The sequence below is a fragment of the Actinokineospora auranticolor genome, from assembly GCF_002934265.1.
Taxonomy (GTDB): Bacteria; Actinomycetota; Actinomycetes; order Mycobacteriales; family Pseudonocardiaceae; genus Actinokineospora; species Actinokineospora auranticolor.
The window spans coordinates 466,739-492,325 of sequence record NZ_PTIX01000003.1 but is presented as its reverse complement, the minus strand read 5'-3'; the positions used below and the strand labels follow the sequence as shown (position 1 = coordinate 492,325).

Below are 25,587 nucleotides of genomic sequence, written 5' to 3'. Positions count from 1 at the left end.
CTACTCGACAGGAGCCCGGATGAGCACCTGGGGCGACCCCCACGAGCGCCCGGCCGCCGAGGTCTGGGAGCACCCGGACATGCGCGCGGCCCTGTCGGCGCGGGACATCACCCAGGTCTACCGACTGCTGCGCGGCAGAGGTGTCTCCCAACGGCGGATCAGCATGCTGACCGGCCAGGCCCAGCCCGAGATCTCCGCCATCGCCCGAGGCCGCCAGGTACAGACCTACGACGTCCTCTCACGCATCGCCGACGGCTTGGGCGTACCGCGGGGCTACATGGGCCTGGCCTATGGGGGACAGGTTCGGCCCGCGACAGATGAGGTGGTGACGACTGTGCCCGACCGGCGCGAGTTCATGGGAATCCTGGCGAAGATCACGATGGGCGCGGCGCTCACCGGCGCCGACCTCGCACTGCTGAGCAGCCCGGCGGTGGCCACTCCGACTCCTCGGAGCGTAGGCGCGACCGAGGTCGGGCAGCTGCGCGAGCTGACCCGGGTGCTCTGGACCCAGGAGAAACGCCTGGGTGGTGGTGCGGTCCGCGACGCGGTCATCGCGCAGCTCAGGTGGGCACAGGCGATGTTGGGCGCCAACCACACCGACGAGCAGGGGCGGGAATTGCGGGTCGTCCTGTCGGACCTGTTGGCGCTGGCGGGCTGGGCTTCCTACGACGTCGGCCTGACCGGCGCCGCGCTCCGCTACACCGGCCAAGCACTGGCGGTGGCGCAGGAGGCGGCAGACCCCATCCGGGCAGCGCTTGCCCTGGAGCAGATCGGCCGCACCTACCTCCACTCCGGCAACCTGGAAGAGGCGCGCGAGGTGTTCGCTCTTGGCACCCTCACCGCCGAGCGAGCCCGGTCCACCGACGCCACGGCGATGCTGCTGTCGAGCCAGGCCCGCGCCTACGCCACGCTGGGCCACCCCACCCAAGCCCTCGACTACATGACCCGAGCCGAGGATTCCCTCGCGCGCATCGACACCCCCACGATCCCCGACCCGCGCGGCTTCAACGAAGCCCACCTGACCAGCGACCGTGGCCGCCTCTACACAACCCTCGCCGTCAAGGAACCCCACTACGCCGACCAGGCAATCGCCACCCTCTCGACCTTCGCGTCCCAAGCGAACACCATCCACACCAAGCGCTTGGCGTTCCGCCTCACCGAACTGGCCACCACCCACCTCCACGGAGGTGACACGGCGACCGGCATCCGAATCGGCCACGAGGTCCTCGACATGGCCGCCACCATCCGCTCCAAGCGGCTCACCGAACACCTCCAACTCCTCCGCGCCGCCACCCGCGCCAATCCCGCCGCGGACGCGAAGGAACTCCATCACCGGATCACAACCCTCGCTTAAGGGACGCCGACCGTGTCAGATCGGCGCGAGTTCATGGGGATCCTGGCGAAGGTCACGATGGGCGCCGCCCTGACCGGGGCTGACCTCGCATTGCTGAGCACGCCTGCGGTGGCCACACCCACACCCGCGCGAGTCGGGGCCACTGAAGTCGGGCAACTCGCCGACCTGACGAAGGTGCTCTGGGTCCAAGAGAAGCAACTCGGCGGTGGTGCGGTGCGCGAGGCGGTCATCGCCCAACTGGGGTGGGCGCGAGGGCTGCTTGAGGCAGGCGCCACCGACCGTGTCGGTCGGGAGTTGCGCGGTGTCGTTTCCGATCTACTCGCCTTGGCCGGGAGGGCTTCCTCCGACGTCGGCCTCACCGGCACGGCCCTGCGCTACCTCGGCCAAGCGGTCGCGATGGCCCAGGAAGTGGGCGAGCCCGTTCGCGCTGCCCTGGCGCTGGGCCAGATCGGCCGGATCCACACCCGCGACGGCAACAGCGGCCAGGCACGGGATGTGCTCAACCTCGCCATGGTCACCGCCGATCGGACCCGGTCCAGCGGCCTCAACGCCCTCCTGCTGACCAGCCAGGCCCGCGCCGCCGCCCAAGCCCGCACACCCGACCAGGCGGTCACCTACCTCGCCCGCGCCGAAGACGCCCTGTCCTCGACCGACACCGCCGCAGAACCCACCGGGTTCGACCGCACTCTTTTCGCCAGCGAGGCGGGCCGCGTGTACACCATCCTCACGACCCAGAGCCCGATCTATGCCTCCCAGGCCATCGACACCCTGACGGCGTCAACGGCCCAACTCGCCTCCGGTCGGGCCAAGCGCCGCGCGTTCGCCCTCACGGAGTTGGCCACCTGCCACCTGCACGGGGGCGATTCGGCCACCGGAATCCACATCGGGCACCAGGTTGTCTGCATGGCTGCAACCATCCGATCCCGCAAGCTGACCGAACACTTGCAACTCCTGCGCACCGCTACCCGCGCAAACCCTTCGCCTGCCGCGAAAGAACTCAACCACCGCCTCGCGGGGATGGGTTGATCCCCACCCGAGCATGATCAAGTATGCTGGGTACCGCGTGGAGGTCACGCGCCACTGGGGATGTGGACTGGGCCTAGTTTGAGGATTTCGCGGAATTCCTTCGCGGGGAGCGGCTTCGACAGCAGCCACCCCTGGTAGGCGTCCACCCCGACGCCTCGAAGCACGTGGAACTGGGTCGCGTTCTCCACACCTTCCGCGACGCAGCTGCGGCCCATCGCCCGTGCCATGTCGACCAGGGCGCGGGCCACGGCGAAGTCCGAGGCGTCGGTGGCCACGCCGGAGACGAAGCGGCGGTCGATCTTGATGATCTGGGCGGGGAGTTCCTTGAGGCGGGCGAGGGAGGAGTAGCCGGTGCCGAAGTCGTCGACGGCGAAGCGGACGCCGCGTTCCACCAGTTCCGCCATGGCCTCCCGGCTGCGGGACGGGAGGTCGATCAGGCTGGTCTCCACGAGCTCCAGCACGACCCGGTCCCACGCCAGGCCCGTGGCCGCGACCGTCGCCGACACGACGTCGACGAACTCCGGGTCGCCCGGCACCAGGCCCGACAGGTTGACCGCGATGCCCACGCCCGCGCCGATGATCCCGCCGCACAGCTGCGGCCACTCGGAGGCCTCCGTGAACGCCGTGCGCAGCACCCAGCGGTCGAGTTCGCCGAGCATGTCGCCCTGTTCGGCGACCGGCAGGAAGTCGCCCGGGTTCAGCAATCCCCGTTCCGGGTGCGGCCAGCGGACCAAGGCCTCCGCCGACAGCACGGTGCCGTCCGGGCCGACGACCGGCTGGTAGTGGAGGACGAGTTGGTCGTTGGAGATGGCCTCGCGCAGCTGGCCTTCCAGCAGCATCTGGCTGTTGGCCGACGCGATGAGCTTGTCGCTGGCCAGCGACACGCGGCCCGTGCCGCGTTCCTTCGCGGCGAACATGGCCGCGTCGGCGTAGCGCAGCAGGTCGGCGCCGGTGGTCTCCGGGCCGCTGGGCACCGCGGCGCCGATGCAGGCCGAGACGCGCAACAGCTGGTCGCGGACCGGGACCGCGGTGCGCAGCAGGCTGGCGGCCTGGTTGGCCAGCGCCTCGACGCCGCCCGCCTCGTCCACGTCCGAGCAGATGATCACGTACTCGTCGCCGGACATCCGCGCCACGGTGCAGCTCGGCGGCAATCCGCGTTCGAGTCTCCTGGCCAGCGCGGTGATCAGCTCGTCGCCGACGTCGTGGCCGAGGGAGTCGTTGACCCGCTTGAAGTTGTCGACGTCGCAGAACAGCAGCGCGATCCGCGCGTAGTCGCGGCCGCCGAGCAGGGTGCCCAGCAGCTCCTTGACCGCGGCGCGCCCCGGCAGGCCGGTCAGCTCGTCGTGCGTGGCCTGGTAGCGCAGCCGCTCCTGGGCCTTGCGGCGATCCGTCACGTCGGAGAAGACCACCAGCCAGAACCGCTGGCCGTCGTCGGCGACCGACACCGTCGCGTTCAGCTCGCAGTAGACCGGTTTCCCGGTCGCGGTCGCCAGAACCCGTTGCCCGCTGTGGAAGGAGTGCGGCTCGCGGCAGCGGCGGCCCTCCCGGTCGTCCGGGTGCGTCAGCTGCTCGGCCGTCTTGCCGCGCAACCGCTCCAGGTCCATGTCCAGCAGCGAGCACAGCGCGTCGTTCGCGTCGACGAGCCGCTCGGCGTCGTCGAACAGCGCGATGCCGACCGGGGTGATCGCGACCAGGTCGGTGAACCGCTTGCTGGAGCGCTGCATCCGGGTCTCGGTGGACCGCTGCTCGGTGACGTCCTGCGCCGTGCCGATCATGATGTCGCGGTCGCTGTCCGGCCCGGCCGCCTCCCCGCGCACCCGGAACACCCGGCGCTTGCCGTCGGGCCGGATGACGCGGTGCTCGCACTCGACCGGGCGGCGCGTGCCCGCCAGCTCCTGCCACCGCTGGTCCACCCAGCCGCGGTCGTCCGGGTGGACCATCTGCAGGTAGTCGCCGTAGGTGATGCGGGTGCCCTGCTCGATGCCGAACAGCTCGTAGAGCATCGACGACCACAGGCACTCGCCGGTGGCCACGTTCCACTCCCACGTGCCCAGCCGCGCGACCCGCTGGGCCTCGCGGAAGAGCCTGCCGTCCTGGCTGAGCTGCCGCTCCAGCGCGCGGAACCGGGTGAAGTCCTGCACCGTGCCGTGCACCCGGGCGACCCGCCAGCCCGGCTCGAACTCCGGCCGCGCGCGGACCAGGTACGTGCGCTCACCGGTCTCGTCGCGCACCTCCAGCTCCAGCGGCTGCGACGAGCGCTGCGCGCGCAGCCGGAGCTGGAAGTCGTCGAGCACCGGCAGGTCCTCGGGGTGCACGAGGGCGAGCAGGTCGGTCAGGGTGCTGCGCGCCGGGATCCCGCAGAGCCTGCGCAGCCCGTCGGACAGGTACGCCTGACCGGTGCGCACGTCCAGCGTCCAGCTGCCCATCCGGGCGATGCGCTGGGCCTCCAGCAGCAGGGCGCGCTCGGCCGACGGGTCGTCGTCGAACCCGACCACGTCCGGGCCACCGGTCAGATCCGGGGCCAGCACGCGGCCCGCGTCCAGCTCGATCCCGCCGGGGGGCAACCCGACCCGGGGTAGTCCGGCGCGCACGACATGCTCGGCCACGGCGCGTTCCCTCCACCCTTGACTCCAGGCGGGTGGGGCACCGCTGCCGAGCATCCCGCCGGATCTCAGGCTACCCCGTCCGCTTCCGCCGCCCGTGCTACCGCCGCGGCCACCTCGGGCGCCACCCGCGGGTCCAGCGCGCTCGGCACGATCCGGTCGGCGGCCAGGTCGTCCTCGGCCACCGCGGCGATCGCGTCGGCCGCGGCGAGCTTCATCGCCTCGGTGATCCGCCGGGCTCCCGCGTCCAGCGCGCCCCGGAAGATGCCCGGGAACGCCAGCACGTTGTTGATCTGGTTGGGGAAGTCGCTGCGGCCGGTGGCCACGATCGCCGCGTGCCGCGCCGCCACGTCCGGGTGAATCTCCGGATCCGGGTTCGACAGCGCGAACACGATGGCGTTGTCGGCCATGGTCGCGACGACCTCTTCCGGGAGGGTGCCCGCGGAGAGCCCGACGAACACATCCGCGTCGCGGAGCGCCTCGACCTGGCCGCCGCGCAGCCCGGCCCCGTTGGTCACCTCGGCCATCTGCTCCTTGACCGGGTTCAGGTTCGCCCGGCCCGCGTGGATGATGCCGCGCGAGTCCAGCAGGGTCACGTCGCCGACGCCCGCGGCCACCAGGATCTTCGCGCAGGCGATGCCCGCCGCGCCCGCGCCCGCGATGACCACGCGCTGGTCGGCGAGCGCCTTGTCGAGCACCTTGTTCGCCCCGCGCAGGGCGGCGAGCAGCACGATCGCGGTGCCGTGCTGGTCGTCGTGCATGACCGGGCAGTCCAGCGCCTCGATGAGCCGGGCCTCCAGCTCGAAGCAGCGGGGCGCGGAGACGTCCTCGAGGTTGACCGCGCCGAACGAGGGCCGCAGCCGCACCAGGGTCTCGACGATCTCGTCGACGTCGGTGGTGTCGAGCACCAGGGGGATCGAGTCGAGGCCGCCGAAGGTCTTGAACAGCGCCGCCTTGCCCTCCATGACCGGCAGCGAGGCGGCGGCGCCGATGTCGCCGAGGCCGAGCACGGCGGTGCCGTCGGAGACGACCGCGACCAGCCGGGAGGCCCAGGTGTAGCGGGCGGCGAGCGCGGCGTCCTCGGCGATCGCGCGGCTGACCTTGGCCACGCCCGGCGTGTAGGCGATGGCCAGGGCGCGCGGGTCGGCCAGCGGCTTGGTCACGCCGACGCCGAGCTTGCCGCCCAGGTGGGCGGTGAAGATCTCCTCGTCGGTGACGGGACCGGCGGCGGTCTGCTCGTTGAGTGCGGTCATGGCGTCGTCCTCCTGGATCGCGCGGGGCACGCTCGACGCAGGGCTTGGCGCGGAGCGGGTGCGGGAAAGCGGCCACGGTGTTGACACGTGGCCTGCCGCGGGGAACTCCGGTGACGCGTGGCGCGCGCCGCCGGGCGGGGGTTGGCGGCCACACCCCTGGGGTGCGGGTGTGGCCCGGAGCACTTCGGTGCCGACAGTCTGCCGGCAACCCACGATCGTGTCTGCGGCAGGGATCACATCCCGGACACCTTTTTCCGCAGGTCAGAGGCGGTTTCCCAAGACGTCCGTCCGGTTTTCTAAGCGCGTGCTAGCGCTGACTAACATTTTCGCTGCGCAACCGGCAAAGTGAGCGGGGCTCACCTCCGAGCTGGGGATCCCCCTACGCTCCGTAGGCGCGGGCCCCCGGGGCCCCTACCCTTTTCGCATGCACGCAAGAGAGCTGGACGTCCCCGACGTCTTCGAGTTCACCCCGCGCACCTTCCCCGACTCGCGAGGCCTGTTCGTCTCCCCGTTCCAGGCGGAGGCGCTCACCAAGGCGGTCGGCCACCCGCTGACCATCGCCCAGACCAACCACAGCGTGTCCCGCCGCGGCGCCATCCGCGGCATCCACTTCGCCGACGTGCCGCCGGGGCAGGCGAAGTACGTCTACTGCGCGCAGGGGGCGGTGCTGGACTACGTGGTCGACATCCGCGTCGGCTCCCCCACCTTCGGCAAGTGGGACGTCGTGCGGCTGGACACTGTGGAGTTCCGGGCCGTCTACGTGGCGGAGGGCGTCGGGCACGGGTTCGTGGCGCTGGAGGACGACACGGTGGTGTCGTACCTGTGCTCCACGGGCTACAACCCGGCCGCCGAGCACGGGATCAACCCCATGGACCCGGACATCGCCCTGCCGTGGGCGGACGGGCTGGAGCCGCTGCTGTCCGACAAGGACAAGGCGGCCCCGTCGCTGAAGGAGGCGGTCAGCAGCGGCCTGCTGCCCACCTACGGGGCGTGCACCGCCTGGTACGAAACGCTGCGCGGCGTCTGACCCGGCCTCGCTTTGCGCGGTTCGGGGCCGCGCAAAGCTAGACCCGCCCGGGAGACGGCCACAACCGCCACGGGATCACCGCGTGCACCCGTGCCTGCCCCAGTACCCGGGAGTCGGTGGAGGCCGCCCGGTTGTCGCCCTCCACGTGCCAGCCGTCCGGGCCGCGCAGCACCGCCCGCTTGACCGACAGCTGCCCGGGCCGGGCGTCCCACGTCACCAGGACGACGTCACCCACACGTGGCCGCCGCCGCACGGCCACCACCACGTCACCGTCGCTTAGCGCGGGCGCCATCGAGCCACCGCGCACCCGCACCCGCCGCAGGGGCAGCCACCCGAGCACGATCACCTCCCGCCTGCCCACAAGGTACCCCCGGAGTAGGGTCGATTTCGTCGGAGCATCCCGCTGTACCCATGGAGGACCCATGCGACTGCTGTCGCGTTTCTTCGCCCCGAGGTTGGAGGCCACCGCGCACTGCGACCTCCCCTGTGGCGTCTACGACCCGGCCCAGGCGCGCATCGAGGCCGAGTCGGTGAAGGCAGTCCAGGAGAAGTACCAGGCGAACGAGGACCCCGAGTTCCGCACCCGCGCGATCCTCATCGCCGAGCAGCGCAGCGAACTCGTCAAGCACCACCTGTGGGTGCTGTGGACCGACTACTTCAAGCCGCCGCACTTCGAGAAGTACCCGAACCTGCACGACCTGTTCAACCAGGCGACGAAGGCGGCGGGGGCCAGCGGCACGAAGGGCTCGATGGACCCGGCCACCGGCCAGGCGCTGCTGGACCTGATCGCGGAGATCGACAAGATCTTCTGGGAGACCAAGAAGGCGTAAGCTAGCGACGCTCGGGGCGGCGCTGACCAGCGGAGACAATTCCGCAGGTCAGCGCCGTTTGTCGTCGAGAGCGTCCAGGTCGCGCTGCACGGACTCAAGGTTCCCCTGCTGGGTGACGATCAGGGGATGGTCCGGTGCGTAGGTCGCCTCAAAGATGTGGAGGGCTCGCTCCATCAGCTGTTTGGCCGGTCCGGGCGAGCCCAGGTCCTTGCAGCACCACGCCGAGGTTGTTCAAGCTGTGTGCGACGGCAGGGTGGTCGGGCCCGTAATTCGCCTCGTCGCCTGCCAGGACGCGTTCCAGCAGGGAGCGGGACAGGTCGAGTCCCCCGGTCTCGCGCGACCATGGCGAGGTTGTTCAAGCGGATGGTGACAGCCGGGTGGTCCGGCCCGTAGGCCGCCTCATCGATGCGCACGGCACGCTCCAGCAGAGAGCGAGCCGCGTCGAGCGAATCCAGGTCCTTCAACAGCATGGCGAGGCTGTTCAGATATCCGGCGAGGATGGGGTGCTCCGGCCCACAAGCCACCTCGACGATCCGGAGGGCGCGCTCCAGCAACGGGCGGGCCTGGTTCGGGAGACCGGTTTCACGCAGGAAAGCGCCTGCGCGGTCCAGCAACCAGGCAAGGGTGTCCGGGGCGAGTTCGTGAAGTCTGTCCTCGTGCACGGCGACCGCCAAGACGTGCGGTAGCAGCTGCCTGCAGCGCGGCCACACCGCAGGATTTTTGAACACCTCCGCCGGAACGCCATACCGCAGCACATTGACGGCGTCGGTAAGCGCGTCGGCACTTGTCGGCGCGTTCTCGGTGTCGGTGTGGCCGCGTACGGCGAGTTGCACAAGGCGATGGGCAACGATGTGGTCGTCGTCCCGCTTCACCAGGGAGTGGTCGACGAGCACCCCGACCTGGTGACTCAGGGCGGTGGCTTCCCTAGTGGGGGTGAACAGGTCAAGCGGGATGGCGTCCGGGGCCAGGTAGGCGCAGGTCGCCAGTAGGCGGGCCGCCTCCGGGTGGTGTTCGTCGAGCCTGCTCAGGCTCAGGTCCCACAGCGTGCGCAGTGACCTGTCGGGTGAGCGCCGGTGGGCGTCCTCGCCCTTGTCCGCCAACGAATCCGGGCTGGTGCGCAACAGGTGCAGGTACTCGTCCGGTCGCATCGCCGACTGGGTGAGGTAGGCGGCTGCCTGTTCCAGCCCCAGGGGGAGGTCGCCCAGCAGCTCGGCCAGTTCATCGGCGCGGGCACCGAGCTTCGGCGCTCGTCGGGCCAGCAGGGCCACCGATTCCCGGCGGGACATGGTGTCCAGGTCCAGCACGCCGCCCACGGCGTCGAAGCCCGCCCGGCGGGTGGTGATCAGGACCTGCCCGGCCCCCGACGGGAGGAAAGGGTTGAGGTCGGCCGCCGATTCGGCGTTGTCGAACACGAGGAGCCAACGCGACGAGCTGAGGGGGTGGGACAGCAAGACCCGCACAGCCTCGCCGGCGTCCTGCGGCAGGTCCACCTGGAGTGCGCGACCCAACGCGCGTAGCTGGTCGGGGACCAAGGTCGGGTTCTCGGCCGCTACCCACCACACGACGTCGTACTTCTTGTGGTGGCGGTGGCAGAACTCCAGAACCAGTTGGGTTTTGCCGACGCCGCCCATGCCGCGCACGGCGTGCACCGCGACCCGTGAACGGGACCGCAGCAGCTTGGCCAGGTTGGCGAGGTCTTGGTATCGACCGGTGAAGTTGGGGTTCGCGCCTGGCACGTTCCACACCCGCGACCCGGGTTCAGACGATGGTGACGAGCCGATCCAGAGCGTGAAACCGATGGTGAACGCCAGCAAGGCCACCAGCACGGGCCAGACGAGCCACGGGTCGCCCAGCCACGACGGCAGGTGCTCGCTGGCCGCGTTGATCACCAGACCGGTGGCGAACACGAGGGCCACCTCGATCACCACGGCCAACGCCCGGCCAGCTCTCACCCAGCCCCCTACCCACCGTCCGCGAGATCGACCACGGTAACAGCAGCGCACTGCAACGAACCCCGGGATCGTGGCCATTGGTTGTTGTGACAGCGAACCTGGGTTTTGAGAGTCGGGGGGATCCTCGAGTGGGGGCGTCGGACCGGGAGTTGTGGGGACGGGTCGTCGGGGGTGATCAAGCGGCCTTCGAAGTGTTGTTCCAGAGGCATCTGGGGGTGGTCTGGAACCACGGGTACCGGCTGACCGGGTCCTGGGACGCGGCGGAGGACTTGGCCTCGGGGGCGTTCCTCGTGGCCTGGCGGCGCCGGGAGTCGGCGGTCGTGGTGGGGGACAGCGTTGTCCCCTGGCTGTTGACGGTGGTCGGCAACCTGGTCCGCGAGGAGCGGCGGAGCCTGTGGCGGCGGGGGCGGGTGCACCGGCGCGTGGCCCAGTTGCCGACCAGCGTCGACGACCACGCCGACGACGTGGTGGCGCGGCTGGACGCGCGGGCCCGGGTGGCCGCGGTGGCCCAGGCGATCGGGAAGCTCCCGGCCGCGCTGCGGCGGGTGAGCGAGCTGTGCCTGGTCGGCGAGGTGGACACGGCCGCCGCGGCGGAGTTGTTGGGGGTCAGCGAAACGACCGTGCGGGTCAACCTTTCCCGGGCGCGTGCCCGGCTGCGGACGATGGTGGGAGAGCAGTGATGGACGACATCGAGATCCCGGCGGCCCGAGAGGTCCCGGACGTCGTGCGGGCCCGGGTGCACGTCCAGGTGTTCCGGCAAATCCAGGAGCCCCCCAAGCGGCGGTACGCGCTGCCGGTGGCAGCGGGCGTGGTGGCCGCCGCGCTGGCGGTGGGGTTGGTCGCGGTGGTCGGGTCGGACTCCGGCACCACCCCCGCGAGCGGCAAGCGGGAGACCGCGCAGCCCGCGGCACCGTCGGAGGCGGACGCGGCCAACGCGGACCTGGACCGCTGTTGGTCCGGGTTGCGCGGAACCCCGTTCGCGGGGCAACTGCCACCGCGCGAGCGGGTGGTGCCGGTCTTGCGCGTCAGCCAGTTGCAGGTCAACGTCGTCGCCGCGCGGGTCGACGGGAAGCCGATCTTCTGCGAGACCACGCCCAAGGGGGTGCGCCTGAGCAAGCTCGACGCGCAGCCGTCGATGGTCACCGGCACGGGCACCGGGACGTTGCTGGTCTCCCCCAACGGCACGATCGCGGGTGTGCTCGACCCGACCTGGGCCGATCCCTACCTCTCCGTGACGTCCCGCAGCAAGAACACCATAAGGGAAGCGGTGAAGCACAAGGACGGCCTGTTCATCTTCCGGTCGGCGTTGTCCACCATCAACAGCACCATCACCGTGCAACCCACACCGGACGGCCTCGCACTCCCCGTCCCCTACCCGCCCGACCCCGGCTTCTCGATCACCTCCCAGGCCCGCTACCCCTCGCCAGAACTGACCGAGTGCGCGCGCAAGGCGACGGACTCGACCACCGTCGTCGACAGCGACTCCTGGGACGCGGCCGCCACGGTGCGGGCCGGGGGTGACCGCATCATCCTGGCCACCAACTCCGGTGGCGTGGCCGCCTGCGTCGAGCAGCAGTCGTACACGGACTTCTACGCGATGCCGGAACCCGAGCGCAGGCCGATGCTGTTGGGCATCATCCCGTCCATCGGCGGCAAGCCCCTGCTGACCGGCGTGATCCCGCTCGGTGGCAGGAGCGCCGAGTTGATCCTCCCCGGCGGCGGCACGATCCAGGCCAACACCGCGCGCGGCACCTACGCCGCGCTGCTGGAGTCGAACATCGACCCGCGTGCCATGACGCTCCGGGTGCGCGACAACAGCGAAAAGGTGATCTACGAAGGCCCGTTGACCTAACGCACTGGATCACCGACCCGGTGGCAAAGCCGTGGCGCGCCTAGGATCCGCGGTATGACCGTGTACCTGCTGCGCCACGGCACCACCGAGTGGTCCGAGAACGGGCGGCACACCGGACGCACCGACATCCCGCTCACCGCGGCGGGCGAGGCCAAGGCCGTGCGGGCCGGGGGCGTGTTGCGGACACTCGTCGGCGACCCGCCCCCGGCCGTTTCCAGTCCCCGGCAACGCGCGCTGCGCACCGCGGAACTCGCCGGGCTTGAGGTCGAGGAGATCACCGAGGACCTCGCCGAGTGGGACTACGGCGACTACGAGGGCCTGACCACCCCGCAGATCCGGGAGACCGTCCCCGGGTGGACAGTGTGGACCCACCCGTGCCCCGGCGGCGAGAGCGCCGAGCAGGTGACGGTGCGCGCCAAGGCGGTCACCGAGCGGTTCCGCGACCGCGACGTCGTCCTGGTCGGGCACGGGCACTTCGGCCGCGCGGTAATCTCGGCGTGGATAGGGCAGGGGGCCGCCTTCGGTGTCCACTTCGCACTGTCCCCGGGTGGCGTCACCGTGCTGGACTTCGAGCGGGGCGTCCCCCAGGTGGTCCACCTGAACCTGAGCTGAGGGAGCCCCGCGTGCCCGACCCCCGCGTGCGCCGCGCCGAAGAGTCCGATGTGGACACCATCGTCCAGCTCGTGCGCGACCTGGCCGAGTACGAGCAGGCGCTGCACGAGAGCCGGATGACCGCCGAGCAGTTGCGGCAGGCGCTGTTCTGCCCCGACCCGGCGCTGTTCTGCCACGTCGCCGAGGTCGACGGCGAGGTCGTCGGCTGCGCGCTGTGGTTCCTGAACTTCTCCACCTGGCGCGGCACCCACGGCATCCACCTGGAAGACCTCTACGTCCGCCCCGACCACCGCGGCAGCGGCCTGGGGCGCGCGCTGCTGGTCACGCTGGCGCGGGAGTGCGCGGACAAGGGCTACCAGCGCCTCGAGTGGGGCGTCCTGGACTGGAACAAGCCCGCCATCGACTTCTACGACGCCATGGGCGCGCACCAGGTCGGCGGTTGGTACATGTACCGCCTCGCCGACGAGTCGCTGCTCAAAGTCGCCGGTACATGATGTGGACCGGCACCGGCCCGAGCCGCGGGTGCCGGAACGCGTCGGGGATCGTGGCGACGACCTCGAACCCGAGCGACGTCCACAGCGCGACCGCGCCGGTGTTGGTCGAGATCACCGCGTTGAACTGCATGCCCCGGTAGCCCGCCGCCCGCGCGTGCTCGACGACCGCCACCGCGAGCTGCCTGCCGATGCCGCGGCCCGCGTGGTCGGGGTCGACCATGAAACCCGCGTTGGCGATGTGGTCGCCCAACCCGGGCTGGTTCGGCTTGAGCAGCGCGGTGGCGACCACGTCCGCGCCGTCCTCGACGACGAACACCTCGCCCGCCATCCACAGGCGCTCGGCGGTGTCGCGGTCGGTGGCGGGGTCCCACATGTACGTCTCGCCCGCCGCGACAACCCGGTGCCACAGCGGCCAGATCCGCGCCCAGTCCCCCGGTTCCGCGAGCCGGATGACCGGGCTCACTCCGCGACGTCCTCGTCCCCGCCCTGCGCCCACACTGTGGTGCTGGAGCGGAAGAGCAGCACGAGCACGATCACGCACAGCACCGCGACCGGCACGCCGTACTCGGGCCGACCGGACGGGCCGATGGCGTACCAGGCGACGCCGAGGAGCAGCAGCTGCACGACGACGGAAGGGCTGCGCGCCCACGTCTTGCCGATCAGCAGCCCGCCCGCGCAAGCGAGCACCCCGGCGGCCAGCACGGCGAAGTAGGCGGCCTCGCCGAAGACGTTGTTGCCCAGCTCCGACTCCCCCGACAAGCCCCTGACCAGCAGCATCACCGTGAACACGAGTGCGGTGAGCCCCTGGACGCCGACCAGGGCGCCCGCGGCCAGCACGGTGCGCGGAGCGGTTGAGGTGAAACGCACGGTGGCCTTCCCGGGAAGTCGACATGGCGCGTGAGCGGCCGGACTTAGCGCACGATGACCCTCCGTGCACACCGCCGATCGTATGCCACCCGGACGGCCGGTCGTGCCGGGCGAGGTGTGCGGGCAAGATCTGCCTTAGGCAGTTCCTCGCGGATCGACGGGACAGACGGTCGTCTGGGTGCACCTGTCGCGGCGGGGTCGTAGGCGGAGGGAGACCGACTTCGGACGACCCACGAAGACGACGGCCTGTGGCCGTTGTCACGACCGGATGAGCCCCGATCCCGGGCTCGGGGTACCGGAGCACCGCGTGCGCCGGCTTACCCTCGGGTAATGCGCGCTGTCCTCGTGGTTAACCCGCAGGCAACCGCCACCACCCCCGCGGGCCGGGACGTGTTGGCCCACGCCCTGGCCAGCCAGGTGAAGTTGGACGTGGTGGAGACCGACTACCGCGGCCACGCCACGTCGGCGGCGGCGGAGGCCGCTGTCGACGGTGCCGACCTGGTGGTCGCGCACGGCGGCGACGGCACGGTCAACGAGGTGGTCAACGGCCTGCTGGCCCGCGGCCCCTCCGGGGCGACACCGATGCTCGGCGTGGTGCCCGGCGGCTCGGCGAACGTGTTCGCCCGCGCGCTCGGCCTGCCGCGCAACCCGGTCGAGGCGACGCACGTGCTGCTGCGCGCCATCGAGGAGGGGCGGTCGCGGCGGGTCGGACTGGGTCGGGTCGAACCGGCCGGGGCCGCCGCGAGCGCGGCGCCGGGCGGTCACCGCTGGTTCACCTTCAACGCGGGCCTCGGCTGGGACGCGGACGTGGTCGCCGACGTGGACCGCAAGCGCGGCAAGCGAACCGGGCCGTCGCTGTACGCGCGATCGGCCATCGCCCGCTACGCCCGACCGGGCCGCGGTCGCCCGGACCTGACCGTGGAACTGCCCGGCGAGGAGCCGATCACCGGGCTGCGGCTGGCGTTCGTGTCCAACACGGACCCGTGGACCTACCTCGGCGCGCGGCCGATCCACCTCAACCCCGGCTGCACCTTCGAATCCGGCCTCGGGCTGTTCGCGCTGCGCTCACTGGCCGTGCCGACGGTGCTGCGGCACCTCCGCCAGGCGATGGGCGAGCGCGGCGTGCGGCGCGGGCGCAAGCTGGTGCGCCGCGACGACGCGGCCCGGATCGTGGTCAGCGCGCCGGAACCCGTGCGCCTGCAGTGCGACGGCGACCTCATCGGGGAGCGGACGCGCGTCGAGTTCACGTCCGTGCCGTCCGCGCTCACCGTCGCGGTGTGACACCGGCCCGGTGACGATCCGGTGCACCGGGGGTTTGACGGAGAGCGGAGCGGGAAACCGTCACGTGTCGCCGACACGTGGTCGGATCCCGCGTGTGGGTGACGGTGCTGTGTGACCCCCACCGCTGCCCGAGTTCCACTCCCGGTCACACCGGCGCCGCGACGGGTGAGGGGACTGCGCCCGACTGGTCGACATGATCCGGATACGTCCGTGATCAAATCGTTGCGCTCCGCGCGCACAGGTCGCTGACCAGCCACTTTCGGGTGAGTTCACTCACCGGGTGGAGAAGAACCCTTGACATCTCCCCAGTTCGTGAAAGCATTCACAAGCACCCCGACGACCGGATGACTACTAGAGGCGCGTCCACCCGCGCCCGAGCGAGGAGCAAGTAGAAATGGACTGGCGCCACCGCGCGGCCTGCCGTGACGAGGACCCGGAACTGTTCTTCCCCGTGGGAACGAGTGGTCCGGCGATCCTGCAGGTCTCCGAGGCGAAAGCCGTTTGCCACCGCTGCCCCGTCGCTGCCAACTGCCTGTCCTGGGCACTCGAGAGCGGCCAGGACGCTGGCGTTTGGGGCGGAATGAGTGAGGACGAGCGTCGCGCGCTCAAGCGCCGCAACGCGCGTACCCGGGCACGCAGCAACGCGTAAATCGCCTGGAACGACCCGGACAAGGGCCTGTCGCGCGAAAGCGCCGACGGGCCCTTGTTCTTTTCCCGTTAACCTCTCGGGCAGCACCCGTCAATGGGAATTCGCCAGTGACCGGCAAACTGTCCAATTCCGGCGATTACCGCCGGTGCGAAAGCGGTACGCGCAGGACCGCCTCGGTACCGGTGTGCTCGCGCCTGCGCAGCGAGAGCGTGCCGCGCAGCTCCGACTCGACCAGCGTGCGGACGATCTGCAGGCCGAGGCCGTTGGCCCGCTCGAGGGAGAAGCCGCTCGGCAGGCCGCGGCCGTCGTCGGCCACCACGACGTCGAGCCAGCGCGCCGAGCGGGTGGCGGAGACCACCACCTCGCCCGAGCTGCCCGGCGGGAACGCGTGCTCCACGGCGTTCTGGATCAGCTCCGTCAGCACCATCACCAGCGGCGTCGCGGTCTCGGCGGCGACCACCCCGAACTGCCCGCTCTTGCGGACCTTCACGTGGCTCTCCGCCACCGCGACGTCACCCACGACCGGGATTACCTTGTCCACCAAGGAATCCAGGTCCACGCGTTCGTCTACCGCCGTGGACAGCGTCTCGTGCACCATGGCGATGGCGGCCACCCGGCGCACCGATTCGGCCAGCGCCTCCTTGGCCTCGGGGCTGCTCGTGCGCCGCGACTGCAACCGCAGCAGCGCGGCCACGGTCTGCAGGTTGTTCTTGACCCGGTGGTGGATCTCGCGGATCGTCGCGTCCTTGGACAGCAGCGCGCGGTCGCGCCGACGCACCTCGGTGACGTCGCGGCACAGCACCAGCGCGCCCGCCGCCTTCCCACCGGGCCGCAGCGGCAGCGCGCGGAACAGCACCGCCGCGCCGCGCCGCGACTCGGCCTCCGTGCGCATGCCCGGCTGGCCCTCGAGCGCGGACAGGATCCGCTGCGCCACCTCGGTCGCGTCGAACGGGTCCGCGATCAGCGACCGGGTCAGCGGGGCCAGCCGCACCCCGACCAGGTCCGAGGCGTGGCCCATGCGGTGGTAGGCCGACAGCGCGTTCGGGCTGGCGAACACGACCGCGCCCGAGGTGTCGAGCCGGATCAGGCCGTCGCCGACGCGCGGGCTGGTGTGCACGTCCGGTGACGGCTCGGTGGTCGGGAACGTGCCGTCGGCCACCATCTGGCACAGGTCGCCCGCGATGCCCAGGTACGCGATCTCCAGCGCGCTCGGCACCCGCGGCACGGCCAGGTTCGTCTCGCGCGAGAGCACGGCGACGACCTCGCCGCCGAACTTGACCGGGATGGCCTCCCGGCGCACCGGTACCCCCAGGTACCAGCGCGGATCCTCCTCGCGGCAGATCCGCCGCTCGACGATCGCCCGGCGCAGCTGCGGGTGCTCCTCGGCGCTCGTGTGGCTGGCCACCACGTCCTCGGGGTGCGCGGTCGGCCCGGTGGTCGGGCGGGCCTGCGCGACGCAGATGAAGCGCGCCTCGGTGCCCGGCGCGGGCGGCGCGTCGTGCCCGGCGGCCTCGGGCACCCACAGCAGGAAGTCGGCGAAGGACAGGTCGGAGAGCATCTGCCACTCGGCCACCACGGTCTGCAGGTGGTCGACGGCGCCACCGGAGACACCGGTGTGCTCGGCGAGCAGGTCAGAGAGCGTGGACACGCGACTCCACTCCGGGCTGCGGTTGACGGGTTCGAAACCCCATCCTCCCCCACGGCGCGGCCCGACCGGCCGGAGCACCACGGGCCAGGTCGGGACCACAACCCGGACGTGGCAAAATCAGCAGCTCAAGCCAAACGCTCTACAGGAGGCACCGATGTCGAAGCGCGCCCGCAAGCGTCGTGACCGCAAGAAGGGTGGCGCGAACCACGGCAAGCGCCCCAACGCCTGAGCGATCAGCGACGAAGAGAGGCCCCGGTGGACCCGCTTGACGGGTACCGGGGCCTCTTGGCGTGGTCGGGCGGTGGGCGACCGGGCTCAGTTCTCGCCGCGCTCGACCGTGGCGCGGGTGAGCTCGATCTCGACACCGCGGTGCTGGATGACCGTCTGCCGGATCGAGGCGCGCAGCCGCTCCCGGAACTCGTCCGGTGCCTGGTCGCCGCCGCACTTGCGGGCCAGCAGCAGCTTCAGGTGCTCCTCCAGCCCGTACTGCTCCAGGCAGGGGCTGCACTCGTCGAGGTGGCGCTGCAGCGCCACCCTGCGGTCGACGTCGCACTCGCGGTCGAGGAAGCTCCAGACCTCGGCGAGCACGTCCGAGCAGTCGGTCTCGTGGTTGCCCTCGCAGCTCACGAACCCGTCACCTCCCGGGCGAACCCGCGGTCGCGGGCGACGTCGGCGAGCAGTTCGCGCAGCTGGCGCCTGCCGCGGTGCAGGCGCGACATCACGGTGCCGATCGGCGTGCCCATGATCTCGGCGATCTCCTTGTAGGCGAATCCCTCGACGTCGGCGAGGTACACCGCGAGCCGGAAGTCCTCCGGGAGCTGTTGCAGCGCGTGCTTGACGTCGTCGTCGGGCAGCGCGTCCATGGCCTCCGCCTCGGCCGAGCGCAGCCCGGTGGAGGTGTGGCTCTCGGCCTTCGCGAGCTGCCAGTCGGTGATCTCGTCCGTCGGCGCCTGCACGGGCTGCCGCTGCTTCTTGCGGTACGAGTTGATGTAGGTGTTGGTGAGGATGCGGTACAACCACGCCTTGAGGTTGGTCCCGGCCGAGAAGGACTCGAAGGCGGCGAAGGCCTTCAGGTAGGTCTCCTGGACCAGGTCCTCGGCGTCGGCCGGGTTGCGCGTCATCCGCAGTGCCGCGGAGTACAGCTGGTCGAGCAGCGGCATGGCGTCGCGCTCGAACCGCGCCGCCCGCGAGGCCGGGGTCTCCGGCGCGTCCGGCGCATGGGTTCCGCTGCGGGGCACCGCACTCCTTCCAGGTGCTCGCGCACCCGTCTTCGGGTGCGCATAAGTCGTAGTCGAGCTTACGCGGCCCGAGCGGGCCCTGCCGCGACCCGGACGGGCCGCCGCCGGACGCGCTTCGGGGAGTTCCTGGGTGAGCACACCCGGGAGAACGCGCGCGGCCCGCGCGGCATTCCCAAGGGTGTGTTGGGGGGCATCTACGCTGCCCGGGTGGCAGGACAGGGAACGCCGGCGACCGTGCTGCTGGCCAAGCGCAAGATCGCCCACAAGCTGCACTCCTACGAGCACGACCCCCGCGAGTCCTACGGCCTGGAGGCCGCCGCGGCCCTGGGCGTCGCCCCGGAGCGGGTGTTCAAGACGCTGCTCGCCGAGGTCGACGGGGTGCTCACCGTGGGGGTCGTACCGGTGGACGCGCAGCTCGACCTGAAGGCGCTTGCCGCCGCGGTGGGCGGGAAGAAGGCCAAGATGGCCGAGGTGGCGCTGGCGGAGCGGACCACCGGGTACGTCGCGGGCGGCATCTCCCCACTCGGCCAGCGCAAGCGCTTGCGCACCGTGGTCGACGCCTCGGCGCAGGAACACCCGACGATGTTCTGCTCCGGCGGGCGCCGCGGGCTGGAGATCGAACTGGCCGCCGCCGACCTGGTCGCCTTGGCGGACGCGACCGTGGCCGCCATCGCCGCGCGGTAGCGACCATCCCGGCTAGAGCGGGGGCACGATCCCCGGGAAGTGCCCCACGGTCTTGCAGTGCCCGCAGGACCGGCCGTTGTCCACCGTGCGCGGGCTACCGCCGACGATGGTCAGCTTCGGGTCGGCGACCATGCCGCCACCCCCGCAGTACGGGCAGATCGTCTGCAACCGGCCCGGGACCTCGTCCAGCTCGTCTTCCTCGTCCTCGTCGTCCACCGCGCTCCTCCACCTCCGACCACCCCGGGTGGGGCGGCCCAGCCGAGATCATGCACCCCCGAACGGCGGAGCGCCCCCACAGGTCATCCCTGCGGGGGCGCTCCACGAGCCTGGCGCGGGCGTCAGCTGCCCGGCAGCTCGCCGACCTGGGAGGCGGGCGGCGCCTTGATGGTGACCGGCTTGCCCCAGTCCTTGTAGGTGGCGACGGTCTTGACCTTCTGCCCGGCGATGGTCATCTCGACCTGGTACTTGACCGGCAGGCCGTCCTGGTCGATCCAGACGTCGACCGGCAGCTCCTTGACGCCGGAGGCCTGGAGCTGGGACAGCGCGTCCTCGCTCATGCCCATGGCCTTGTCCTTGAGCTTCGACACCTGCACGGTGATCGAGTAGCGGGTGGTCTGCACGCCGTCGACGGTCTCCTCCTTGGTGGAGGTGATCTCGCCCGCGTCGCCGAGCTGCTCGAGGATCTTGGTCGGGTTGGTCTGCTGCGAGCTGTCGAGTATGCCCGAGAGCTGCTTGGCGGTCGCGCTGGTGCCGTCGAGGTCGACCTTCACCCACGGCTTGCCGGTCTGCGCGGCCTGCGGGATCTTGACGTACATCACGCGGTCGACCAGGCGGACCTCGACGCTGCCCGTGGGCATGTCCATCTTCATCTGCATGGCGAGCTCGGACCCGAGGTCCATGTCGCCCTCGCCCGTGATCTCCATGCCCTGGGCGTTCACGGTGTATTCCATGTGGACGCTGGGCTTGACCGCGCTCTTGTCCTTCACCGTGTCGGCGAGGCCCTTGAGCGAGTTGGTGCCACCCGCCTTGCCCGGCGTGGGCGCGCCCGCGCCGGAGCCCGACCCCAGACCCGGGCCCGCGCCGAGCCCGCCCGCGCCACCGGAGTTCGAGTCGGAGCACGCGGTGAGCACGAGCGCGGACGCGGTGACCGCGACCAGCAGCTTCGTCTTGGTGAAGCCCATGAAGTTTTCTTCCCCTCAGAAGATGATTCAGGTGCGCTTTGACGTATCGACGCACCTATAGACGCATCATTACGTGACGCGGTTCTGTTCCCCAGGTCTCAGCTCGGCATCGACGTGGCTAGATCGCTTCAGTCGAGCTGGTCGAGCGGCCGCAGGACCCGGTGCAGCCACTCCTCGACGGCCCGCGAGACGGCGGGCAGGTCCCGCTTCAGCGCGTGGTCGCCGGGCAACCCCACGACGTCGCGCAGGTGCGCGGCGCCGGGTTGGCCGAACGGGTCGGCCAAGCCTTGCACGACCAGTGTAGGCACCCGCACCGCGTCCAACTCCGGCTGCCGGGTCTTCTCCGGCTTGCCCGGCGGGTGCACGGGGAACGCCAGGCACACGACACCGACGGCCTCCCCGGCCTCGGCGGTGCGGCAGGCCACCCGGGCGCCGGACGAGCGACCGCCGAAGACCAGCGGCAACCCGTCGAACCACAGCGTGGACAGCTGCTCGACCACCGACAGCCAGGCGGTGTCCAGCTGCCGGGCCGGGGCGGGCGCGCGCCGACCGGCCACCCGGTACGGCTGCTCCACCAGCGCCACGTGCACCCCCGCAGCGGTGGCACCGCGGGTGGCCGCGACCAGGTCGGGGGCGTCGACGCCGCCACCCGCGCCGTGCCCGAGCAGCAGACCCGCACGGCCCTCCGGCGCGCAGTGCAGTTCGGCGACCGCGGGGCCGTGGGGGGTCGCCAGCTCGGTGCGGTTCATCAGGCCTCGAACAGGTCGGGTTCGGCTTGGTCGAGGTCGGTGGCCAGCGGGGCGAGCAGCTCCGGGCCGTTGTTGCGCACGCTGTTGACCGCCCGCGACACGGGCCGGATCTCCAGCGCGTCCACGATGTCCCACGACGGCGGCGCCAGCAGCTCGGCCACCTCGGTGGCGTCCGGGTCCAGCCAGCCCGGCCAGGCGTCGCGGCCGAGCAGCAGCGGCATCCGGTCGTGGATCTCGGCGATCGGGCCGACGGCGTCGGTGGTGAGCACCGCGCAGGTGATCAGCACCGGGGCGGCCGGGTCGGTCTTGTCCCGCCAGGTGGTCCACAGGCCCGCCATCGCCAGGCTGCTGCCGTCGCGGGTGGTGGTGTAGAACGGCTGCTTGGCCGACCTGTCCCGGCGCCACTCGTACCAGCCGTCGGCGGGGATGAGGCAGCGGCGCTGGGCGAGGGACTTCTTGAAGGCGGGCTTCTCGGCCGCGCTCTCCGACCTGGCGTTGATCATGCGGGCGCCGCCGGACGCGTCCTTGGACCACGCGGGCACCAGACCCCACTTCATCACCCGCAAGGTGCGCTCGGTGGTGGAGTCGTCGACCGTGCCGTCCTCCGCGCGGGGGTGCCGCTGCACGACGGCGACGACGTTCTTCGTCGGGGCGACGTTGTAGTCCAGATCCGGCGCCTGGTCCCCCATGGCGTCGACCGCGTCGAACTCCGCGGCGAGCGTGGCGGGGTCCTTGGCCGACGCGTACCTTCCACACACGGCCGATCCACCTCCCCTCTCCGCGCCCAGGGCGTGGGCGCATCGTGACATGCCAGACTGACAGGTGCGAGCCGGTAACCCGCGCGGGCGGTGGGTGCGGGAGGATTGCCGCATGCCGCAGCCATGGTCAGCGCCCCTCGCCGCCACGCCCGTGCACGCCACCGTCACCGTCCCCGGATCCAAGTCGATCACCAACCGCGTGCTGGTGCTGGCCGCGCTCAGCGGCCGCGCGAGCACGGTGACCGGGGCGGTCGAGGGGCGGGACGCGGAGCTGATGGTCGCGGCCCTGCGCGCGCTCGGCGTGCCGGTCGAGGCGGACGGCTCGACGGTCCGGGTGGGGGCGCACGACGGCTTCCGCGGCGGCGGCGAGATCGACTGCGGTCTCGCGGGCACGGTCATGCGGTTCGTGCCGCCCGCGGCGGTGCTGGCCGACGGCGAGGTCCGCTTCGACGGCGACCCGCGGGCCCGGGAGCGGCCGATGGGCACCATCCTGGGCGCCCTGCGCGCGCTCGGCGCGGACGTGGCGGGCGACGCGCTGCCGTTCACCCTGGCGGGCACCGGCGCGCTGCCGGGCGGCGTGATCACCATCGACGCCTCGGCCTCCTCCCAGTTCGTCTCCGGGCTGCTGCTCTCCGGCGCCCGCTACGACAAGGGACTCACCCTGCACCACGACGGCGCGCCCGTGCCGTCGATGCCGCACATCGATATGACCGTCGAGCTGCTGCGCCGGGCGGGCGTGGTGGTCGACGACAGCGAGCCGAACACCTGGCGGGTCGAGCCGGGGCCGGTCGGCGCGGTCGACTGGGTGGTCGAGCCGGACCTGTCCAACGCCACCCCGTTCCTGGCCGCCGCGGCGGTGACCGGCGGCGAGGTGACCGTCACCGGGTGGCCGTCCGCGACGACCCAGCCCGGCGACGCGATCCGGGACATCCTCACCCGGATGGGCGCCGAGGCCGTGCTGGCCGACGGCGCGCTGACCGTGCGCGGACCGGGCAGGCTGTCCGGTGTGGACATCGACCTGCGCGACGTCGGCGAGCTGACCCCGACGGTCGCCGCGCTGGCCGCGCTGGCCGACAGCCCGTCGCGGCTGCGGGGCATCGCGCACCTGCGCGGCCACGAGACCGACCGGCTCGCCGCGCTGGTCGCGGAGATCACCGGGCTGGGCGGGGACGCCAACGAGACCGCGGACGGCATCGAGATCCGCCCCGCCGCGCTGCGCGGCGGCCCGTGGAAGGCCTACGCCGACCACCGGATGGCGACCGCGGGCGCGATCGTGGGCCTGGTCGTGGACGGTGTCGCCGTCGACGACATCGCCACGACGGCCAAGACCATGCCGGACTTCCCGGGGATGTGGTCGCGAATGCTGGCGGGCGCGGAAGGCAACTGACGTGGCGGGCAGGCGCGGGGACTGGAGCAGGCTCGACGAGGCCGATGTCCGCGTCCGCCCCGGCAAGGGCAGCAGGCCGCGCAGCAAACGCCGCCCGGAGCACGCCGACGCGGTCGGCGCGATGGTGGTGGGCAAGGACCGGGGCCGCTGGACGTGCGCGGTCGACCGCGACCCGGGCCACCTGGTGGTGGCGATGCGGGCGCGGGAACTGGGCCGCACGCCGGTGGTCGTCGGCGACCAGGTCGACCTCGTCGGCGACACCACCGGCGCGTCGGACACGCTGGCGCGGATCGTCCGGGTGGCCGACCGCACCAGCGTCCTGCGCCGCACCGCCGACGACACCGACGCGTTCGAGCGCGTCGTGGTGGCCAACGCCGAGCAGCTGCTGATCGTCTGCGCGCTGGCCGACCCGCAGCCGCGCACGGGGTTCATCGACCGCTGCCTGGTGGCGGCGTTCGCGGGTGGGCTGGCGCCGCTGCTGTGCCTGACCAAGGCGGACCTGGCCGACCCGGCGCCGCTGCTGGCCCGGTACGCGGAACTGGACCTGCCCGCCGTGGTCACCCGGCACGACGTGGAGCCGGACGTGCTGCGCGAGCACCTCGCCGACCGGGTCTCGGCGCTGGTCGGCCACTCCGGGGTGGGGAAGTCCACTTTGGTCAACCGGCTGGTGCCGGACGCGGCGCGGGCGATCGGCGCGGTGAGCGGGGTCGGCAAGGGCAGGCACACGTCGACCTCGGCCGTGGCGCTGCCGCTGCCGGGCGGCGGGTGGGTGGTGGACACGCCCGGGATCCGCTCGTTCGGGTTGGCGCACATCGAACCGGGCGACATCGTGGCCGCGTTCGAGGAGTTCGTGGCCGCCGCCGAGGAGTGCCCGCCGGGCTGCGGCCACCTCGGGGCGCCGGAGGACCCGGGCTGCTACCTGGACACGGTGGTCGAGGGCGGCGAGGCCACAGCGGGGCGGCTGGAGTCCTTGCGCAGGCTGTTGGTGTCGAAGGCGGGCGCCGACGAATGACATGATGGCGGCGTGGAGATCCTCAGGTACACCGCCTTCACCGACCACCCCGACGGCGGCAACCCCGCCGGTGTCGTCCTCGACGCCACCGGCGAGACCGACGAGGAGATGCAGGCAGCGGCGGCCCGCGTCGGCTACTCGGAGACGGCGTTCCTGCTGCCCCGCGCCGACGGCGACCTGGACGTGCGCTACTTCAGCCCGCTGGTCGAGATCCCGTTCTGCGGCCACGCCACCATCGCCGCCACGATCGCGCACGCCGCCGCGCACGGCCCGGGCCCGCTGCGGCTGCACACGCGCGCCGGGCTGGTGGAGGTCGCCACGACCGAGGTCGAGCCGGAGGTCTTCACCGCGACCCTGGTCAGCGTCGCGCCGCGGACCGGGGAGCTGCGCGCGCTCGACGAGCTGCTGGCCGCGCTGCGCTGGTCGGCCGACGACCTGCACCCGGACTACCCGCCGCGCGCGGCGTACGCCGGTGCCTGGCACCCGGTCCTGGTCACCCGGACCCGCGCGCGCTTGGCGGACCTGGCCTACGACTTCGCCGCGCTGAGCGAGCTGATGGCGCGGGAGGAGTGGACGACGATCCAGCTGGTGCACCGCGAGTCCGACGTGGTCTTCCACTCCCGCAACCCGTTCCCGCCGGGTGGTGTCGTGGAGGACCCGGCGACGGGCGCGTCCGCCGCGGCGCTGGGCGGGTACCTGCGGGAACTGGGGCTGGTCGAACTGCCCGCGGCGCTGACGATCCACCAGGGCGACGACATGGGGCGGCCGGGAGTGATCACGGTGTCGATCCCGTCGGACCCCGCCTCGGGGATCCACATCACGGGCACGGCGGTTCGGCTCTGACCACCCTCGGGTGATCATGGGCGGCCTCCGGCCCCCGGAATCGAGTTTACCGGCGGGGGCCGACAAAACCGGGGCCGTGAGCGGTGGGCTGTGGACAACCCGGGCCGGGGCTGTGCACAACTCGCGGCTGGCGCGGGCGGCGGAGCGCCTCGGGCAGGAACGACTCGGGGCTGGCGCGGGCGGTGGAGCGCCTCAGGGCAGGAACGACTCGGGGCGAGAGCAGTTCGGCACGGCGACGGCGCGGGCGCGGTGGTGCGCGGCGGGGAGCCTTGGCGCGGTTCGGGCCG

Annotated in this window: 28 protein-coding genes and 1 pseudogene; 15 read left to right on the top strand and 14 right to left on the bottom strand. The window is 71.8% G+C overall.

The window, feature by feature from the left end; translation table 11 throughout:
* Positions 1-19: 19 nt before the first annotated feature.
* Together CLV40_RS08415 and CLV40_RS08410 are read left to right on the top strand one after the other, a co-directional pair.
* Positions 20-1,354, top strand: coding sequence for an NsdA family TPR-like regulatory protein (locus CLV40_RS08415; RefSeq protein ID WP_104478253.1), 1,335 nt, complete (start codon positions 20-22; stop codon positions 1,352-1,354).
* 12 nt (positions 1,355-1,366) lie between these two features.
* Positions 1,367-2,380, top strand: a complete 1,014-nt coding sequence (locus tag CLV40_RS08410; RefSeq protein ID WP_104478252.1) for an NsdA family TPR-like regulatory protein — start codon at positions 1,367-1,369, stop codon at positions 2,378-2,380.
* Between the two features lie 44 nt (positions 2,381-2,424).
* Here CLV40_RS08410 and CLV40_RS08405 read toward each other — a convergent pair whose 3' ends face one another.
* Entirely contained in the window at positions 2,425-4,986 is a 2,562-nt protein-coding gene (locus CLV40_RS08405; protein WP_104478251.1) for a sensor domain-containing protein, read from the bottom strand.
* A gap of 65 nt (positions 4,987-5,051) precedes the next feature.
* Positions 5,052-6,236 carry an NAD(P)-dependent malic enzyme gene (locus CLV40_RS08400; protein ID WP_104478339.1) on the bottom strand — a complete coding sequence of 395 codons (1,185 nt, stop codon included), beginning with the start codon at positions 6,234-6,236 and terminating at the stop codon, positions 5,052-5,054.
* 424 nt (positions 6,237-6,660) lie between these two features.
* On the opposite strand from CLV40_RS08400, the gene CLV40_RS08395 reads away from it, so the two are divergent.
* Positions 6,661-7,263 (top strand): dTDP-4-dehydrorhamnose 3,5-epimerase family protein, encoded by a 603-nt coding sequence (locus tag CLV40_RS08395; RefSeq protein WP_104478250.1) that lies wholly within the window; start codon positions 6,661-6,663, stop codon positions 7,261-7,263.
* Positions 7,264-7,300: 37 nt separating this feature from the next.
* On the opposite strand, the gene CLV40_RS08390 is transcribed toward CLV40_RS08395, so the two are convergent.
* The gene (locus CLV40_RS08390; RefSeq protein WP_245931164.1) at positions 7,301-7,624 is read right to left on the bottom strand and encodes a S26 family signal peptidase; all 324 of its coding nucleotides are present in this window, start codon (positions 7,622-7,624) and stop codon (positions 7,301-7,303) included.
* A gap of 61 nt (positions 7,625-7,685) precedes the next feature.
* Here CLV40_RS08390 and sodN point away from each other — a divergent pair, with 61 nt between their 5' ends.
* Entirely contained in the window at positions 7,686-8,093 is a 408-nt protein-coding gene (gene sodN, locus CLV40_RS08385; RefSeq protein ID WP_104478249.1) for a superoxide dismutase, Ni, read from the top strand.
* A gap of 148 nt (positions 8,094-8,241) precedes the next feature.
* Here the strand turns inward: sodN and CLV40_RS40710 are convergent, their stop codons facing one another.
* Positions 8,242-8,382 (bottom strand): hypothetical protein, encoded by a 141-nt coding sequence (locus CLV40_RS40710; protein WP_425428228.1) that lies wholly within the window; start codon positions 8,380-8,382, stop codon positions 8,242-8,244.
* A 46-nt stretch (positions 8,383-8,428) separates the two neighbouring features.
* Positions 8,429-10,123 (bottom strand): annotated as a pseudogene (fxsT, locus tag CLV40_RS08380) (FxSxx-COOH system tetratricopeptide repeat protein); the annotation flags it as partial.
* An 8-nt stretch (positions 10,124-10,131) separates the two neighbouring features.
* On the opposite strand from fxsT, the gene CLV40_RS08375 reads away from it, so the two are divergent.
* The 4 genes from CLV40_RS08375 to CLV40_RS08360 are packed head-to-tail and all read left to right on the top strand — an operon-like array spanning position 10,132 to position 13,003.
* Positions 10,132-10,725: an RNA polymerase sigma factor gene (locus tag CLV40_RS08375; protein ID WP_342752251.1), complete on the top strand. Its 594-nt coding sequence runs from the start codon at positions 10,132-10,134 to the stop codon at positions 10,723-10,725.
* Positions 10,725-11,897 carry a hypothetical protein gene (locus CLV40_RS08370; RefSeq protein WP_104478247.1) on the top strand — a complete coding sequence of 391 codons (1,173 nt, stop codon included), beginning with the start codon at positions 10,725-10,727 and terminating at the stop codon, positions 11,895-11,897. The genes CLV40_RS08375 and CLV40_RS08370 overlap by 1 nt, the downstream gene beginning before the upstream one ends.
* Positions 11,898-11,951: 54 nt before the next feature.
* A complete protein-coding gene (locus CLV40_RS08365; protein WP_104478246.1) occupies positions 11,952-12,509 on the top strand; it encodes an acid phosphatase in 558 nt (185 codons plus the stop codon).
* An 11-nt stretch (positions 12,510-12,520) separates the two neighbouring features.
* Positions 12,521-13,003: a GNAT family N-acetyltransferase gene (locus CLV40_RS08360; protein WP_104478245.1), complete on the top strand. Its 483-nt coding sequence runs from the start codon at positions 12,521-12,523 to the stop codon at positions 13,001-13,003.
* On the opposite strand, the gene CLV40_RS08355 is transcribed toward CLV40_RS08360, so the two are convergent.
* Positions 12,984-13,466, bottom strand: a complete 483-nt coding sequence (locus tag CLV40_RS08355; RefSeq protein ID WP_181043373.1) for a GNAT family N-acetyltransferase — start codon at positions 13,464-13,466, stop codon at positions 12,984-12,986. The genes CLV40_RS08360 and CLV40_RS08355 overlap by 20 nt on opposite strands.
* A complete protein-coding gene (locus CLV40_RS08350; protein WP_104478244.1) occupies positions 13,463-13,870 on the bottom strand; it encodes a hypothetical protein in 408 nt (135 codons plus the stop codon). The genes CLV40_RS08355 and CLV40_RS08350 overlap by 4 nt, the downstream gene beginning before the upstream one ends.
* A gap of 330 nt (positions 13,871-14,200) precedes the next feature.
* Here CLV40_RS08350 and CLV40_RS08345 point away from each other — a divergent pair, with 330 nt between their 5' ends.
* Both CLV40_RS08345 and CLV40_RS08340 read left to right on the top strand, forming a co-directional pair.
* Positions 14,201-15,151: a diacylglycerol/lipid kinase family protein gene (locus CLV40_RS08345; RefSeq protein ID WP_104478243.1), complete on the top strand. Its 951-nt coding sequence runs from the start codon at positions 14,201-14,203 to the stop codon at positions 15,149-15,151.
* A 394-nt stretch (positions 15,152-15,545) separates the two neighbouring features.
* The gene (locus CLV40_RS08340; RefSeq protein WP_018682293.1) at positions 15,546-15,800 is read left to right on the top strand and encodes a WhiB family transcriptional regulator; all 255 of its coding nucleotides are present in this window, start codon (positions 15,546-15,548) and stop codon (positions 15,798-15,800) included.
* A 136-nt stretch (positions 15,801-15,936) separates the two neighbouring features.
* Here the strand turns inward: CLV40_RS08340 and CLV40_RS08335 are convergent, their stop codons facing one another.
* A complete protein-coding gene (locus CLV40_RS08335) occupies positions 15,937-17,448 on the bottom strand; it encodes a sensor histidine kinase (protein ID WP_104478242.1) in 1,512 nt (503 codons plus the stop codon).
* Between the two features lie 154 nt (positions 17,449-17,602).
* Here CLV40_RS08335 and CLV40_RS40705 point away from each other — a divergent pair, with 154 nt between their 5' ends.
* The gene (locus CLV40_RS40705) at positions 17,603-17,677 is read left to right on the top strand and encodes a 50S ribosomal protein bL37 (RefSeq protein WP_096498094.1); all 75 of its coding nucleotides are present in this window, start codon (positions 17,603-17,605) and stop codon (positions 17,675-17,677) included.
* An 86-nt stretch (positions 17,678-17,763) separates the two neighbouring features.
* Here CLV40_RS40705 and rsrA read toward each other — a convergent pair whose 3' ends face one another.
* The gene (rsrA, locus tag CLV40_RS08325) at positions 17,764-18,075 is read right to left on the bottom strand and encodes a mycothiol system anti-sigma-R factor (RefSeq protein WP_104478241.1); all 312 of its coding nucleotides are present in this window, start codon (positions 18,073-18,075) and stop codon (positions 17,764-17,766) included.
* Entirely contained in the window at positions 18,072-18,686 is a 615-nt protein-coding gene (locus CLV40_RS08320) for a sigma-70 family RNA polymerase sigma factor (RefSeq protein WP_104478240.1), read from the bottom strand. The genes rsrA and CLV40_RS08320 overlap by 4 nt, the downstream gene beginning before the upstream one ends.
* A gap of 207 nt (positions 18,687-18,893) precedes the next feature.
* On the opposite strand from CLV40_RS08320, the gene ybaK reads away from it, so the two are divergent.
* On the top strand, positions 18,894-19,370 hold the full coding sequence (gene ybaK, locus CLV40_RS08315; protein ID WP_104478335.1) for a Cys-tRNA(Pro) deacylase: 477 nt from the start codon (positions 18,894-18,896) through the stop codon (positions 19,368-19,370).
* Positions 19,371-19,382: 12 nt separating this feature from the next.
* On the opposite strand, the gene CLV40_RS08310 is transcribed toward ybaK, so the two are convergent.
* The 4 genes from CLV40_RS08310 to CLV40_RS08295 form a co-directional block, all read right to left on the bottom strand.
* Positions 19,383-19,586 (bottom strand): hypothetical protein, encoded by a 204-nt coding sequence (locus CLV40_RS08310; protein WP_104478239.1) that lies wholly within the window; start codon positions 19,584-19,586, stop codon positions 19,383-19,385.
* Between the two features lie 122 nt (positions 19,587-19,708).
* Positions 19,709-20,551, bottom strand: coding sequence for an SCO4651 family lipoprotein (locus CLV40_RS08305; protein WP_104478238.1), 843 nt, complete (start codon positions 20,549-20,551; stop codon positions 19,709-19,711).
* Between the two features lie 128 nt (positions 20,552-20,679).
* Positions 20,680-21,300: an alpha/beta hydrolase family protein gene (locus tag CLV40_RS08300; protein WP_104478237.1), complete on the bottom strand. Its 621-nt coding sequence runs from the start codon at positions 21,298-21,300 to the stop codon at positions 20,680-20,682.
* The gene (locus CLV40_RS08295) at positions 21,300-22,058 is read right to left on the bottom strand and encodes an SOS response-associated peptidase (protein ID WP_104478236.1); all 759 of its coding nucleotides are present in this window, start codon (positions 22,056-22,058) and stop codon (positions 21,300-21,302) included. The genes CLV40_RS08300 and CLV40_RS08295 overlap by 1 nt, the downstream gene beginning before the upstream one ends.
* Before the next feature lie 112 nt (positions 22,059-22,170).
* Here CLV40_RS08295 and aroA point away from each other — a divergent pair, with 112 nt between their 5' ends.
* From aroA to CLV40_RS08280, 3 genes are read left to right on the top strand one after another with little or no spacing between them, the layout of a single operon-like run.
* A complete protein-coding gene (gene aroA / locus CLV40_RS08290; protein ID WP_104478235.1) occupies positions 22,171-23,445 on the top strand; it encodes a 3-phosphoshikimate 1-carboxyvinyltransferase in 1,275 nt (424 codons plus the stop codon).
* A gap of 1 nt (position 23,446) precedes the next feature.
* Positions 23,447-24,457, top strand: coding sequence for a ribosome small subunit-dependent GTPase A (rsgA, locus tag CLV40_RS08285; protein ID WP_104478234.1), 1,011 nt, complete (start codon positions 23,447-23,449; stop codon positions 24,455-24,457).
* Between the two features lie 12 nt (positions 24,458-24,469).
* A complete protein-coding gene (locus CLV40_RS08280) occupies positions 24,470-25,300 on the top strand; it encodes a PhzF family phenazine biosynthesis protein (RefSeq protein ID WP_104478233.1) in 831 nt (276 codons plus the stop codon).
* Positions 25,301-25,587: the final 287 nt, after the last annotated feature.